This window comes from Bradyrhizobium glycinis (assembly GCF_016031655.1).
Classification (GTDB): Bacteria; Pseudomonadota; Alphaproteobacteria; order Rhizobiales; family Xanthobacteraceae; genus Bradyrhizobium; species Bradyrhizobium glycinis.
Genome location: NZ_JACCHQ010000003.1, coordinates 158,805 through 172,022, shown reverse-complemented (window position 1 = coordinate 172,022; position 13,218 = coordinate 158,805). Strand labels below are relative to the sequence as shown.

23 protein-coding genes are annotated in these 13,218 nt (G+C 63.8%); all 23 read left to right on the top strand.

Annotation, left to right across the window (positions count from 1 at the left end; translation table 11 throughout):
* Positions 1–2 precede the first annotated feature (2 nt).
* The 23 genes from rpsS (at position 3) to HZZ16_RS07550 (ending at position 13,216) form a co-directional block, all read left to right on the top strand.
* The gene (gene rpsS, locus HZZ16_RS07660) at positions 3–281 is read left to right on the top strand and encodes a 30S ribosomal protein S19 (RefSeq protein ID WP_008136357.1); all 279 of its coding nucleotides are present in this window, start codon (positions 3–5) and stop codon (positions 279–281) included.
* Between the two features lie 10 nt (positions 282–291).
* Complete coding sequence (rplV, locus tag HZZ16_RS07655) at positions 292–678, top strand: 50S ribosomal protein L22 (RefSeq protein WP_008549264.1); 387 nt, start codon at positions 292–294, stop codon at positions 676–678.
* A 17-nt stretch (positions 679–695) separates the two neighbouring features.
* The gene (gene rpsC / locus HZZ16_RS07650) at positions 696–1,421 is read left to right on the top strand and encodes a 30S ribosomal protein S3 (RefSeq protein ID WP_061876881.1); all 726 of its coding nucleotides are present in this window, start codon (positions 696–698) and stop codon (positions 1,419–1,421) included.
* A gap of 30 nt (positions 1,422–1,451) precedes the next feature.
* Positions 1,452–1,865 carry a 50S ribosomal protein L16 gene (gene rplP, locus HZZ16_RS07645; protein ID WP_008136349.1) on the top strand — a complete coding sequence of 138 codons (414 nt, stop codon included), beginning with the start codon at positions 1,452–1,454 and terminating at the stop codon, positions 1,863–1,865.
* 5 nt (positions 1,866–1,870) lie between these two features.
* The gene (rpmC, locus tag HZZ16_RS07640; RefSeq protein WP_025036989.1) at positions 1,871–2,077 is read left to right on the top strand and encodes a 50S ribosomal protein L29; all 207 of its coding nucleotides are present in this window, start codon (positions 1,871–1,873) and stop codon (positions 2,075–2,077) included.
* Between the two features lie 13 nt (positions 2,078–2,090).
* The gene (gene rpsQ, locus HZZ16_RS07635; protein WP_024342452.1) at positions 2,091–2,339 is read left to right on the top strand and encodes a 30S ribosomal protein S17; all 249 of its coding nucleotides are present in this window, start codon (positions 2,091–2,093) and stop codon (positions 2,337–2,339) included.
* A gap of 84 nt (positions 2,340–2,423) precedes the next feature.
* Complete coding sequence (gene rplN / locus HZZ16_RS07630) at positions 2,424–2,792, top strand: 50S ribosomal protein L14 (RefSeq protein ID WP_007603030.1); 369 nt, start codon at positions 2,424–2,426, stop codon at positions 2,790–2,792.
* Positions 2,792–3,106 carry a 50S ribosomal protein L24 gene (gene rplX / locus HZZ16_RS07625; protein ID WP_197947882.1) on the top strand — a complete coding sequence of 105 codons (315 nt, stop codon included), beginning with the start codon at positions 2,792–2,794 and terminating at the stop codon, positions 3,104–3,106. The genes rplN and rplX overlap by 1 nt, the downstream gene beginning before the upstream one ends.
* Positions 3,099–3,656, top strand: a complete 558-nt coding sequence (rplE, locus tag HZZ16_RS07620) for a 50S ribosomal protein L5 (protein WP_025036988.1) — start codon at positions 3,099–3,101, stop codon at positions 3,654–3,656. Before rplX ends, rplE begins: the two co-directional genes overlap by 8 nt.
* 46 nt (positions 3,657–3,702) lie before the next feature.
* Positions 3,703–4,008 carry a 30S ribosomal protein S14 gene (gene rpsN, locus HZZ16_RS07615; protein WP_100234744.1) on the top strand — a complete coding sequence of 102 codons (306 nt, stop codon included), beginning with the start codon at positions 3,703–3,705 and terminating at the stop codon, positions 4,006–4,008.
* A 14-nt stretch (positions 4,009–4,022) separates the two neighbouring features.
* Positions 4,023–4,421, top strand: coding sequence for a 30S ribosomal protein S8 (gene rpsH / locus HZZ16_RS07610; RefSeq protein ID WP_024342456.1), 399 nt, complete (start codon positions 4,023–4,025; stop codon positions 4,419–4,421).
* Positions 4,422–4,437: 16 nt separating this feature from the next.
* Positions 4,438–4,971, top strand: a complete 534-nt coding sequence (gene rplF, locus HZZ16_RS07605; protein ID WP_197947881.1) for a 50S ribosomal protein L6 — start codon at positions 4,438–4,440, stop codon at positions 4,969–4,971.
* 11 nt (positions 4,972–4,982) lie between these two features.
* On the top strand, positions 4,983–5,345 hold the full coding sequence (gene rplR / locus HZZ16_RS07600; protein ID WP_024342458.1) for a 50S ribosomal protein L18: 363 nt from the start codon (positions 4,983–4,985) through the stop codon (positions 5,343–5,345).
* Positions 5,346–5,392: 47 nt separating this feature from the next.
* Positions 5,393–5,989, top strand: coding sequence for a 30S ribosomal protein S5 (rpsE, locus tag HZZ16_RS07595; RefSeq protein ID WP_014494507.1), 597 nt, complete (start codon positions 5,393–5,395; stop codon positions 5,987–5,989).
* Between the two features lie 25 nt (positions 5,990–6,014).
* The gene (gene rpmD, locus HZZ16_RS07590) at positions 6,015–6,209 is read left to right on the top strand and encodes a 50S ribosomal protein L30 (protein WP_025036984.1); all 195 of its coding nucleotides are present in this window, start codon (positions 6,015–6,017) and stop codon (positions 6,207–6,209) included.
* Positions 6,210–6,284: 75 nt separating this feature from the next.
* The gene (gene rplO, locus HZZ16_RS07585) at positions 6,285–6,770 is read left to right on the top strand and encodes a 50S ribosomal protein L15 (RefSeq protein ID WP_025036983.1); all 486 of its coding nucleotides are present in this window, start codon (positions 6,285–6,287) and stop codon (positions 6,768–6,770) included.
* A gap of 149 nt (positions 6,771–6,919) precedes the next feature.
* Positions 6,920–8,251, top strand: coding sequence for a preprotein translocase subunit SecY (gene secY, locus HZZ16_RS07580; RefSeq protein WP_157280554.1), 1,332 nt, complete (start codon positions 6,920–6,922; stop codon positions 8,249–8,251).
* Positions 8,252–8,518: 267 nt separating this feature from the next.
* Positions 8,519–9,385 carry an adenylate kinase gene (locus HZZ16_RS07575; protein WP_197947880.1) on the top strand — a complete coding sequence of 289 codons (867 nt, stop codon included), beginning with the start codon at positions 8,519–8,521 and terminating at the stop codon, positions 9,383–9,385.
* A gap of 187 nt (positions 9,386–9,572) precedes the next feature.
* On the top strand, positions 9,573–9,941 hold the full coding sequence (gene rpsM / locus HZZ16_RS07570) for a 30S ribosomal protein S13 (protein ID WP_027574068.1): 369 nt from the start codon (positions 9,573–9,575) through the stop codon (positions 9,939–9,941).
* Between the two features lie 122 nt (positions 9,942–10,063).
* Positions 10,064–10,453: a 30S ribosomal protein S11 gene (gene rpsK, locus HZZ16_RS07565; RefSeq protein ID WP_007603045.1), complete on the top strand. Its 390-nt coding sequence runs from the start codon at positions 10,064–10,066 to the stop codon at positions 10,451–10,453.
* 114 nt (positions 10,454–10,567) lie between these two features.
* Positions 10,568–11,599 (top strand): DNA-directed RNA polymerase subunit alpha, encoded by a 1,032-nt coding sequence (locus HZZ16_RS07560; protein ID WP_029674561.1) that lies wholly within the window; start codon positions 10,568–10,570, stop codon positions 11,597–11,599.
* A gap of 168 nt (positions 11,600–11,767) precedes the next feature.
* Entirely contained in the window at positions 11,768–12,184 is a 417-nt protein-coding gene (rplQ, locus tag HZZ16_RS07555) for a 50S ribosomal protein L17 (protein ID WP_025036979.1), read from the top strand.
* Positions 12,185–12,427: 243 nt separating this feature from the next.
* Complete coding sequence (locus HZZ16_RS07550) at positions 12,428–13,216, top strand: SDR family NAD(P)-dependent oxidoreductase (protein ID WP_197947879.1); 789 nt, start codon at positions 12,428–12,430, stop codon at positions 13,214–13,216.
* Positions 13,217–13,218: the final 2 nt, after the last annotated feature.

Here is a 13,218-nt window from a genome sequence, read left to right as displayed (position 1 = left end):
ACATGGTTCGTTCAGTCTGGAAAGGCCCGTTCGTCGAGGGTTCTCTGCTCAAGAAGGCAGATGCCGCGCGCGCGTCCGGCCGTCACGACGTCATCAAGATCTGGAGCCGTCGCTCGACCATCCTGCCGCAATTCGTCGGCCTGACCTTCGGCGTCTACAATGGTCAGAAGCACGTGCCGGTGGCCGTGAACGAGGAAATGGTTGGTCACAAGTTCGGCGAGTTCTCGCCGACCCGGACCTTCCATGGCCACTCCGGCGACAAGAAAGCCAAGAAGGCTTGAGGATTAAACGATGAGCAAACCTAAGCGCGAACGGAGCCTCGCCGACAACGAGGCCAAGGCGGTCGCCCGGATGCTGCGGGTAAGCCCGCAGAAGCTCAACCTGGTCGCCCAGCTCATTCGCGGCCGGAAGGCGTCTGCCGCGCTCGCCGACCTGCAGTTTTCGCGCAAGCGGATCGCGGTCGACGTGAAGAAGTGCCTGGAATCGGCGATCGCCAACGCCGAGAACAACCACGACCTCGACGTGGACGATCTCGTCGTGGCGCAGGCCTTCGTCGGCAACGGCCTCGTGATGAAGCGCTTTGCCGCCCGCGGCCGCGGCCGCTCGGGCCGTGTCTACAAACCGTTTTCGCAGCTGACGATCATCGTTCGTCAGGTCGAAGCTGAAGCCGCCGCGTAAGGGCGCAGGAGAACACGATGGGTCAAAAGATCAATCCGATCGGTCTGCGTCTCGGCATCAACCGGACCTGGGATTCCCGCTGGTTCGCCGGCAAGCAGGAATACGGCAAGCTGCTGCACGAGGACGTCAAGATCCGCGAGATCCTGCACAAGGAGCTCAAGCAGGCGGCCGTCGCCCGCATCGTGATAGAGCGTCCGCACAAGAAGTGCCGCGTCACCATCCACTCGGCCCGTCCGGGCGTGGTGATCGGCAAGAAGGGCGCCGACATCGACAAGCTGCGCAAGAAGGTCGCGGACATCACCTCGTCGGACGTCGTCATCAACATCGTCGAGATCCGCAAGCCGGAGCTCGATGCGACGCTGGTGGCCGAGTCGATCGCGCAGCAGCTCGAGCGCCGCGTGGCGTTCCGCCGTGCCATGAAGCGCGCCGTGCAGTCGGCGATGCGTCTCGGTGCGGAGGGCATCCGCATCAACTGCTCGGGACGTCTCGGCGGTGCGGAAATCGCGCGTATGGAGTGGTATCGCGAAGGCCGCGTGCCGCTGCACACGCTGCGGGCCGACATCGACTACGGCGTTGCGACCGCGTTCACGACCTTCGGCACCTGCGGCGTCAAGGTCTGGATCTTCAAGGGCGAGATCCTCGAGCACGATCCGATGGCCCAGGACAAGAGAATGGCCGAAGGCGAGACCGGCGGCAGTGGCGATCGCGGTGGCCGTCAGCGCCGCGAGACGGCCGCTGCCTAAGGCCAGACAGGAATTTGAGGGCTTAAAGCCATGATGCAACCTAAGAAAACGAAGTTCCGGAAGGCGCATAAGGGCCGCATCCACGGCGTTGCGTCTTCGGGCGCGACGTTGGCGTTCGGCCAGTTCGGCCTGAAGGCGACCGAGCCTGAGCGCGTCACCGCGCGCCAGATCGAAGCCGCCCGCCGCGCGCTGACCCGCCACATGAAGCGCGCCGGCCGCGTCTGGATCCGCGTGTTCCCCGACGTTCCGGTGTCGAAGAAGCCGGCCGAAGTCCGCATGGGCTCCGGCAAGGGTTCGCCGGAATTGTGGGTCGCGCGCGTCAAGCCGGGCCGGGTGCTGTTCGAGATCGATGGCGTCAACACCCAGACGGCGCGTGAGGCGCTGACCCTGGCGGCCGCCAAGCTGCCGATCAAGACGCGCTTCGTCGAGCGCATTGCGGAGTAATGGCCATGGCCCAGATGAAGATCGAAGACATCCGCGCGATGAGCCCCGACCAGCAGGATGAGGCCATCCTGAACCTGAAGAAGGAGCGCTTCAACCTGCGCTTCCAGCGCGCCACCGGGCAGCTCGAGAACACCTCGCGCCTGCGCGAGGCCCGCCGTGACATCGCCCGGATCAAGACCATCGCCGCGCAGACGCGCGCGAAGAAGAAGTAAGAGGCTTACGAAGATGCCGAAACGTACTTTGCAGGGCGTGGTCGTCAGCGACAAGCAAGCCAAGACCATCGTGGTGCGCGTCGACCGCCGCTTCACGCACCCGATCTACAAGAAGACGATCCGCCGTTCGAAGAACTACCACGCGCACGACGAGAGCAACCAGTTCAAGCCGGGCGACATGGTGTGGATCGAGGAAACGAAGCCGATTTCGAAGTTGAAGCGCTGGGTCGTGATCCGGGGCGAACACAAGAAAAGCGCCTGATCTGTTGGCTTTAGCCGACTGACTTCAGGGAAATGTTGAGCGCCGGCTGGGCTGGCGCAAAGAGAAAGAGGACGAGGTGCATCAATGATTCAGATGCAGACCAACCTCGACGTGGCCGACAATTCTGGCGCACGCCGTGTCATGTGTATCAAGGTGCTCGGGGGCTCCAAGCGCCGCTACGCCACGATCGGCGACATCATCGTCGTGTCGATCAAGGAAGCCATTCCGCGTGGCAAGGTGAAGAAGGGCGACGTGATGAAGGCCGTCGTGGTGCGCGTCCGCAAGGACATCCGCCGCGCCGACGGCTCGGTCATCCGCTTCGACCGCAACGCCGCCGTGCTGATCAACAACCAGTCCGAGCCGGTTGGCACCCGTATTTTCGGGCCCGTGCCGCGCGAGCTGCGCGCCAAGAACCACATGAAGATCATCTCGCTCGCGCCGGAGGTGCTGTGATGGCTGCGAAGATCCGCAAGGGCGACAAGGTCGTCGTGCTGACCGGCCGCGACAAGGGCCGCACCGGCGAAGTGTTCGAGGTTCGCCCCGACGCCGGGACCGCGCTGGTGCGCGGCATCAACATGGTCAAGCGTCACCAGAAGCAGACGCAGGCCCAGGAGGGCGGCATCATCTCGAAAGAGGCGCCGATCCACCTGTCCAACATCGCGTATGTCGGCAAGGACGGAAAGCCGACCCGCGTCGGATTCAAGATTCTGGCGGACGGCAAGAAGGTCCGCATCGCCAAGAGCTCGGGAGCTGAGATCGATGGCTGAGGCCGCTTACACGCCGCGCCTGCGCGCGGAATATGACGCGAAGATCCGCACGGCTCTGACCGAGAAGTTCGGTTACGAGAACGTCATGCAGGTTCCGCGCCTGGACAAGGTCGTGCTGAACATGGGCGTTGGCGATTCCGTCAACGACCGCAAGAAGGCCGAGACCGCCGCTGCCGAATTGACCCAGATCGCCGGCCAGAAGGCGATCGTCACCTATTCGCGTATCGCGATCGCGACCTTTAAGCTGCGTGAGAACCAGCCGATCGGCTGCAAGGTCACGCTGCGCAAGGCCCGCATGTACGAGTTCATCGATCGGCTGGTGAACGTCGCGCTGCCGCGCGTGCGCGACTTCCGCGGCCTGAACCCGAAGAGCTTCGACGGCCGCGGCAACTACTCGCTCGGCATCAAGGAGCACATCATTTTCCCCGAGATCGACTTCGACAAGGTCACGGAAGCCCGCGGTATGGACATCACCGTCTGCACCACGGCCAAGACCGACGAAGAGGCGAGGGCCTTGTTGACCGCTTTCAATTTCCCGTTCCGGCAGTGAGACGCTGACTTAGAGCCTCTCAAACGCGGATACCCAGGAGCCAAGCATGGCAAAGAAGAGTTCAGTCGAGAAGAACAACCGGCGCAAGCGGATGGTGAAGAACGCCGCCGCCAAGCGCGAGCGGTTGAAGGCGATCATCGCCGACAAGACGCTGCCGATGGAGGAGCGGTTCGCCGCGACCCTGAAGCTGGCGGAAATGCCGCGCAACTCGTCGGCGACCCGCATCCGTATGCGCTGCGAGCTGTCGGGCCGTCCGCGCTCGAACTATCGCAAGAACAAGCTGTCCCGTATCGCGCTGCGCGAGCTTGGCTCCAAGGGCATGGTCCCTGGCCTCGTGAAGTCCAGCTGGTAAGGAGGGTCGTTTAGATGTCTACGCACGATCCAATCAGCGATCTGATCACCCGTATCCGCAACGCGCAGATGCGTTCGAAGACCAAGGTCTCCACGCCCGGCTCGAAGATGCGCGAGAACGTGCTCGAGGTTCTGAAGGCCGAGGGCTACATCCGCGGTTACGCCACGCTCGAGCACTCCTCGGGCCGCAGCGAGATCGAGATCGAGCTGAAGTATTTCGACGGCGAGCCCGTCATTCGCGAGATTGAGCGCGTTTCCAAGCCCGGGCGCAGAGTCTATGCCTCGGTGAAGAACCTGCCGCGGGTGAATAACGGTCTCGGCATTTCGGTGTTGTCGACGCCGAAGGGGATCATGGCCGACCACAGCGCGCGCGACGCGAATGTGGGCGGTGAAGTCCTCTTCACGGTGTTCTGAGAAGGATTTTCGATCCATGTCACGTGTTGGCAAAAAGCCTGTGACGGTGCCGTCGGGCGTTACCGCGACCATCGACGGCCAGACCGTCAAGATGAAGGGGCCGAAGGGCCAGCTTCAGTTCGTCGTCCACGACGACGTCGAGGTGAAGCTCGAGAACGGCCAGGTCAAGGTCAAGCCGCGGACCGAGACCAACCGCGCGCGGGCGCTGTACGGCACCGCTCGCGCCCAGGTCGCGAATCTGGTCGAAGGCGTCACCAAGGGTTTCGAGAAGAAGCTCGAGATCACCGGCGTCGGCTATCGCGCCGCGATGCAGGGCAAGAACCTGCAGCTCGCGCTCGGCTACAGCCATGACGTGATCTATCCGATCCCCGAGGGGATCACGATCACCGTGCCGAAGCCGACCGAGATCACGGTGGCGGGCAGCGACGTCCAGCGCGTCGGCCAGGTCGCCGCCGAGATCCGCTCCTATCGTCCGCCGGAGCCCTACAAGGGCAAGGGCGTGAAGTATGTGGGCGAATTCATCTTCCGCAAGGAAGGCAAGAAGAAGTAACGGAGCCGGTCATGTCGAAAGCCAAGGTTACGAATGCCCGGCGCAAGCGGAGTGTGCGGCTGAAGCTGCGCCGCTCCGCCGGCGGCCGTCCGCGCCTGTCGGTATTCCGCTCGTCCAAGCACATCTACGCCCAGGTCATCGATGACCTGAAGGGCGAAACGCTGGCCTCTGCCTCGTCGCTCGAGAAGTCGATGCGCGACGGCGGCAAGACCGGTGCCGATATCGATGCGGCGAAGGCGGTCGGCAAGTTGCTGGCCGAGCGCGCCGCCGAGAAGGGCGTCAAGGAAGTCGTGTTCGATCGCGGCAGCTATCTCTATCACGGGCGCGTCAAGGCTCTGGCCGACGCGGCGCGTGAGAGTGGGCTGAGCTTCTAACAGAATTTGAGGATTGGGGCGTAAGCCTCTGAAGGATTGGAAAAACCATGGCAGCTGAACGCGAACAACGTGGTGGACGCGATCAACGCGGCGGCGGACGTGAACGCAGGGAGCGCGAGGAGCGCGACAGCGAGTTCGTCGACAAGCTCGTCCACATCAACCGCGTGGCCAAGGTCGTCAAGGGCGGCAAACGCTTCGGTTTCGCAGCGCTGGTCGTGATCGGCGACCAGAAGGGCCGCGCCGGCTTCGGTCACGGCAAGGCGCGCGAAGTGCCCGAGGCGATCCGCAAGGCGACCGAGTCCGCCAAGCGCAACCTGACGCGGGTGTCGCTGCGCGAGGGCCGCACGCTCCATCACGACATCGCCGGCCGTCATGGCGCGGGCCGCGTCTATCTGCGTGCAGCTCCGGCCGGTACCGGCATCATCGCCGGCGGCCCGATGCGCGCCGTGTTCGAGACGCTCGGCGTCCAGGACGTGGTGGCGAAGTCGATCGGCTCGTCGAACCCGTACAACATGGTGCGCGCGACCTTCGACGCGCTGAAGCACCAGGATTCGCCGCGTTCGGTCGCAGCCCGCCGCAACATCAAGGTGTCCACCCTCCAGTCCCGTCGTATCGGCGGCGATGCCGAGGCGGCCGCCGACTAACGGAAGCTTTTCGGAGTAGACTCCCATGGCCAAGGCCGCAAAGACGATCAAGGTCGAGCAGACCGGCAGCGCGATCCGCCGCCATCACTCGCAGCGCTCGACCCTGATCGGGCTCAAGCTCAACAAGATCGGCCGCACCAGCGAACTGCCGGATACCCCGGCGGTCCGCGGCATGATCGAGAAGGTTCACCATCTCGTCCGCATCATCGACGAGAAGTAAGCAAAGGCGCACGGTCCCGGAAAGCGGGAAGCGGTTTTCGGTGAAGATCGTGCGCAAGACACAAGGAGAAGGGCGATGAAGCTCAGCGATATCGCCGACAACGCCGGCTCGCGCAAGAAGCGTATGCGCGTCGGCCGCGGCATCGGTTCCGGCAAGGGCAAGCAGTCCGGTCGCGGCGGCAAGGGCCAGACCGCGCGCTCGGGCGTGCGCATCAAGGGTTTCGAAGGCGGCCAGATGCCGATGCATCGCCGTCTGCCCAAGCGCGGCTTCAACAACATCTTCCGCGTCGAGTTCGCCGAGATCAATCTCGACCGGCTCCAGGAAGCGGTCGACGCCAAAAAGATCGACGCCGGCAGCGTCGTCAACGTCGAGGCCCTGGTGAAGGGCGGCGTGCTGCGCCGCGCCAAGGCCGGCCTGCGGCTGCTCGGCCGAGGCGAGCTCAAGTCCAAGCTCAACATCGAAGTGCACGGCGCCAGCAAGACCGCGATCGCGGCGGTCGAGAAGGCCGGCGGCTCGGTGAAGATCCTCGCCCAGCCCAAGGAAGAAGGCGAGGCGGCGTAACAACTGCGTCATTTGGCCCGCGGCGCGCGGGCCTTTACGCATGCGGGACGTGGACTTATCGAAGCCGAGCCCCAGATAATGTCCGGCGTCCGCTAAACTAGCCCGGCCGCGGGCATGACGGCGCAACAGGCGGCGGGAGAAAGTCCAAGATGGTCTCTGCAGCGGAACAACTGGCAGCCAATCTCAATTTCGGCGCGTTTGCCAAGGCCGACGAACTGAAGAAGCGCATCTGGTTCACCCTGGGTGCGCTGCTCGTTTATCGGCTCGGGACCTACATCCCGCTGCCGGGCATCGATCCCAACATCTGGGAGCAGGTGTTCCGCTCGCAGGCGGGCGGCATCCTCGGCATGTTCAACATGTTCGCCGGCGGCGGCATCCACCGTATGGCGATCTTCGCGCTGAACATCATGCCGTACATCTCGGCCTCGATCATCATCCAGCTCCTCACCACCGTCTCGCCGCAGCTCGAGGCCTTGAAGAAGGAAGGTGAGGCCGGCCGCAAGACGCTGAACCAGTACACCCGCTATCTGACCGTCATCCTGGCCGCATTCCAGTCCTACGGCATCGCCGTGGGCCTCGAAGGCGCCGGCAACGTCGTCAGCGAACCCGGCATGTTCTTCCGCCTGTCCACGGCGATCACGCTGACCGGCGGCACCATGTTCCTGATGTGGCTCGGCGAGCAGATCACCTCGCGCGGCATCGGCAACGGCATTTCGCTGATCATTCTCGCCGGCATCGTCGCTGAGTTGCCCGCGGCGCTCGCCGGCATGCTCGAGCTCGGCCGTCAGGGCGCGATGTCGACCGGCCTGATCCTGGTCGTCATCATCATGGCCGTCGTCGTGATCGCCTTCATCGTCTTCATGGAGCGCGCGCAGCGCCGGCTTCTGATCCAGTATCCGAAGCGCCAGGTCGGCAACAAGATGTTCGAGGGTCAGTCTTCGCATCTGCCGCTCAAGCTCAACACCTCAGGCGTGATCCCGCCGATCTTCGCATCCTCGCTGCTCCTCTTGCCGACGACGGTTGCGAACTTCAACACGGGCAGCGGGCCGGAATGGTTCCAGTGGATCACCACCCAGCTCGGCCATGGCCGTCCGCTGTTTCTGATCATGTATCTGGCGCTGATCGTGTTCTTCGCCTTCTTCTACACCGCGATCGTGTTCAACCCGACCGAGACCGCGGACAATCTGAAGAAGCACGGCGGCTTTATTCCGGGCATTCGCCCGGGCGAACGCACAGCGGAATACATCGACTACGTGCTGTCGCGCATCACTGTGCTGGGTGCGATCTACCTCGCCATCGTCTGCTTGATCCCGGAAATCCTGATCTCCTACGCCTCGGTGCCGTTCTATTTCGGCGGCACCTCGCTGCTGATCGTCGTCAGCGTCACCATGGACACGGTGGCGCAGGTGCAGGGCTATCTGCTGGCGCACCAGTATGAAGGTCTGATCCGCAAGTCCAAGCTGCGCGGCCGCCGCCGCTAGCGTGTCCGCGGAGGGCGCCAATGCCCCGCCGAATCGCGGTGCGAGCAGAGTGCGGCGACCGTCACCGCTGTCGGCGGGGCGGTCGGCAGCATCCGCAGAGCGGCTCTCGGTGCGCGCAATCCCTGATTTCAAAGCCTTCTTGGCGTCCGCCCGTTCGCTCTCCTATGATATGGGTGGTGGTGCGGCGCTGATTGTGGTTTGCACTATTCTCGATCTTCAAACACAGGTGCGCGACGTATCGCTCACCAAGCCGGGGGGCGTACGCCGATGAGAATTATACTTCTGGGACCGCCTGGGTCGGGCAAGGGGACTCAGGCCCAGCTCCTGGTGCAGCGCTATGGCATCGTCCAGCTCTCGACCGGCGAGATGCTGCGTGCCGCGGTTGCGGCCGGCACCCCGGTCGGGCTGAAGGCCAAGGAGATCATGGCCAGCGGCGGCCTCGTGCCCGATGACGTCGTGGTGGGAATCATTTCCGACCGCATCGACCAGCCTGACGCCAAGAACGGTTTCATCCTCGACGGTTTCCCCCGCACCGTGCCGCAGGCCGAGGCGCTGGACGAGCTGCTCAAGCGCAAGCATCTCAAGCTCGACGCCGTGATCGAGCTCCGGGTCAATGAGAGCGCGCTCTTGAGCCGCGTCGAGACCCGCGTTGCCCAGATGCGGGAGCGCGGCGAGGAGGTCCGGCTCGACGACACCCCGGAGGTCCTGACCAAGCGGCTGGCCAGCTATCGCAGCCAGACGGAACCGCTGATTCACTACTATTCCGAGCGGCGGAAGCTCTCGACCATCGATGGCATGATGGCCATCGACGAGGTCACCCGCGCCATCCACCGCCAGCTCCTGGCTCTGGGGGCGGTCGAGCCCAAGACGCATGCCCGGAGCGCCGCCAAGGCGGTGCCGGCCAAAAAGGCCAAGGCAGGGAAGAAGGCGGCCGCAAAGCCGGCGAAGACGGCCAAAAAGGGGGCGAAATCGGCCAAAACCGCCAAAAAGGCCAAGAAAGCCACCAAGAAAGGCACCAAGAAAGGCACCAAGAAAACCGTCAAAAAAGCAGCCAAGAAGACCGCCAAGAAGACCCTCAAAAAGGGGGCCAAAAAGGCAGCAAAAAAGGTCACGAAAAAGCGAGCCAAACGCTAGCAGCGGTTGACGAAAGCCCCCGGAATCCCCTAATAAGCCCCGCATCCAAGTCGGATAGTTTCAGACGATGCCGGGCCCCAGGAAGACCGGGGGTGGGCGTCGTGTTCGCGTTTGTGAACACCTGCCCGAGAAAGCAAGCACTTAAAGCCCGATTCCTGACGAGGGATCGGCAACAGGAGAGAAGGCCGTGGCCCGTATTGCCGGCGTGAACATTCCCACCAACAAGCGCGTGCTGATCGCGCTCCAGTACATCCATGGCATCGGCCCGAAGATCGCCGGTGACATTATGGAGAAGGTGAAGATCCCCGAGGACCGTCGCGTCAATCAGCTCAGCGACGCCGAAGTGCTCCAGATCCGCGAAGTCATCGACCGCGACTATCTCGTCGAGGGCGACCTGCGTCGTGAGGTCGGCATCAACATCAAGCGTCTGATGGACCTCGGCTGCTATCGCGGCCTGCGTCATCGTCGTGGTCTGCCGGTGCGCGGTCAGCGGACCCACACCAATGCGCGCACGCGCAAGGGTCCGGCCAAGGCCATCGCCGGCAAGAAGAAGTAAGTTTTCGAATCCAATCGCGGCGTGTGGCGATGCGGGGAGGCCCGTTCGCCACGCGCTTTTCGTTCCACAGGTGTAGCCGCTGGCATTACGGCGGTGTTTGAGATCTTCAGGAAAGGGACTCAATGGGCAAGGAAGCCACCCGCGTTCGTCGTCGTGAGCGCAAGAACATCGCCTCCGGCGTCGCGCATGTGAACTCGTCGTTCAACAACACGACCATCACCATCACCGACGCACAGGGCAACACGATCGCCTGGTCTTCGGCCGGCACGATGGGCTTCAAGGGCTCGCGCAAGTCGACCCCGTACGCCGCGCAGGTTGCGGCCGAGGACGTGTCGAAGAAGGCGCAGGAGCACGGCATGCGCACGCTGGAAGTCGAGGTCGCCGGTCCCGGTTCGGGCCGCGAATCGGCGCTCCGCGCGCTCCAGGCCGCCGGCTTCACCGTCACCTCAATCCGTGACGTGACCACGATCCCGCACAACGGTTGCCGTCCCCGCAAGCGTCGGCGCGTTTGATTTTGACAAGCTGCGGGCGCGTCGGCGCCCGCGGCGACTTTGCAAGAAGCCGCGGGGATGATCTGCGGCCTTTCTCCAACGCCAGTATTTGATGCGTCAAATTGACTGGCCTGTATGGGTGAAACAGTGACGATCCAGAAAAATTGGCAAGAACTGATTCGGCCGAACAAGCTCCAGGTCACGCCCGGCAGCGATCCATCGCGTTTCGCGACCATCGTCGCCGAGCCGCTCGAGCGTGGCTTCGGCCAGACCCTCGGCAATGCGCTGCGCCGCATCCTGCTCTCCTCGCTCCAGGGCGCGGCGGTGCAGTCGGTGCACATCGACGGCGTGCTGCACGAGTTCTCATCGATCGCGGGCGTCCGTGAGGACGTCACCGACATCGTGCTCAACATCAAGGACATCTCGATCAAGATGCAGGGCGAAGGCCCCAAGCGCATGGTCGTGAAGAAGCAAGGTCCGGGCGTCGTCACCGCCGGCGACATCCAGACCGTCGGCGATGTGGTCGTGCTCAACCCCGATCTGCAGATCTGCACGCTCGACGAGGGCGCCGAGATCCGCATGGAGTTCACGGTCTCGACCGGCAAGGGCTACGTGCCTGCCGAGCGCAACCGTCCCGAGGACGCGCCGATCGGCCTGATCCCGGTCGACAGCCTGTACTCGCCGGTCCGCAAGGTCTCCTACAAGGTCGAGAACACCCGCGAGGGCCAGATCCTCGACTACGACAAGCTGACCATGACGATCGAGACCAACGGCGCGATCACGCCGGATGACTCGGTGGCCTACGCCGCCCGCATCCTGCAGGATCAGCTCAACGTGTTCGTCAACTTCGAAGAGCCGCGCAAGGAAGTCGCCCAGGAGATCATTCCGGACCTCGCCTTCAACCCGGCTTTCCTCAAGAAGGTGGACGAGCTCGAGCTGTCGGTGCGTTCGGCCAACTGCCTGAAGAACGACAACATCGTCTACATCGGCGACCTCGTGCAGAAGAGCGAGGCGGAAATGCTCCGCACTCCGAACTTCGGCCGCAAGTCGCTGAACGAGATCAAGGAAGTGCTGGCTCAGATGGGTCTGCACCTCGGCATGGAAGTGCCGGGCTGGCCGCCGGAGAACATCGACGAGCTCGCCAAGCGCTTCGAGGATCACTACTGAGCTTTCGTCGTTCCGGGGCGGCTCGCAGAGCCGAACCCGGAACCTCGAGATTCCGGATCGCCGCTTCGCGCCGTCCGGAATGACACCACTGGGCGAACGCAGGCAGCCCACCTGAGCAACATGTCCGACGAACCGTCGCGGCAGTTTTAAAACGTAAGGACTACACACATGCGTCACGGCAAGGTTCATCGGAAGCTCAACCGCACGGCCGAGCACCGCAAGGCGATGTTCGCCAACATGGCGGCCGCGCTGATCAAGCACGAGCAGATCGTCACCACGCTGCCCAAGGCCAAGGAGCTTCGCCCGATCGTCGAGAAGCTCGTCACTCTCGGCAAGAAGGGCGGCCTGTCGCTGCGCCGTCAGGCCATCTCCGAGCTGCGCGACGTCGACATGGTCAAGAAGCTGTTCGATACGCTGGCGACCCGCTACAAGGACCGCCAGGGCGGCTACACCCGCATCATCAAGGCGGGCTTCCGCTACGGCGACAACGCCGCGATGGCCGTGATCGAGTTCGTCGATCGCGATGTCGATGCCAAGGGCCAGGATTCCGGTCCGGTGCAGGAAAAGGAAGCCGAGGCGGCGTAAGCCGGACCGGCATGACGTTTCAAAAGCGGCGCCTTCGGCGCCGCTTTTTTGTTGCGTAGGCCGCGGATTGCACGAAGCGCAAACCGCTCAGCATAACCCACATGCGTCTGCCATCGCGAGACGGTGTGCTGGGCCACCCCTTCGGCCGATCCGCGGGCACCTTGCCACTCACGCGTGAGTGAGCGCCGATTGCCCTCCACCGAGCGCGCCCGATATCTCCATGCACATCCATGGAGATATCGCATGAAGATCGACCTTTCCGGAAAGACCGCCCTCGTGACCGGCTCGACCGCCGGCATCGGCCACGCCATCGCCAAGGGCCTCGCCGCCTCCGGCGCCAGCGTCGTCATCAACGGCCGCGGCCAGGACAAGGTCGATGCGGCGGTACGCAAGCTGGAAGGGGCGGGCGCCAAGGTCCGCGGGATCGCGGCCGACGTCTCGACCGCGACTGGCTGCAAGGCACTCGTTGCGGCGCTGCCCGAGGTCGACATCCTCGTCAACAATGCCGGTATCTTCGAGCCCAAGGATTTCTTCGACATCGCGGATGAGGACTGGAGCCGCTTCTTCGAGGTCAACGTGATGAGCGGCGTGCGCCTGTCGCGGGCCTACATGAAAGGCATGCTCAAGCGCAATTGGGGCCGCATCGTCTTCATCTCCTCGGAGTCTGGGCTCAACATTCCCGTCGAGATGATCCATTACGGCATGACCAAGACGGCCCAGCTTTCCGTGGCGCGCGGCCTGGCGCAGCTCACCGCTGGCACCGGCGTCACCGTCAATTCCGTGCTGCCGGGCCCGACCATGTCCGAAGGCGTCGAGACGTTCGTCAAGGATCTCGCTAGGCAGAACGGCCAGTCGGTGGACGAGGCCGCTGCCAACTTCGTCAGGCAGCATCGCCCCAGCTCGCTGCTGCAGCGCTTCGCGAGCGTCGACGAGATCGCCAACATGGTGGTCTATGTCGCCTCGAAGCAGGCATCCGCCACCAACGGCGCGGCGCTGCGCGCGGAAGGCGGCATCGTCAACACGATCGCCTGAGG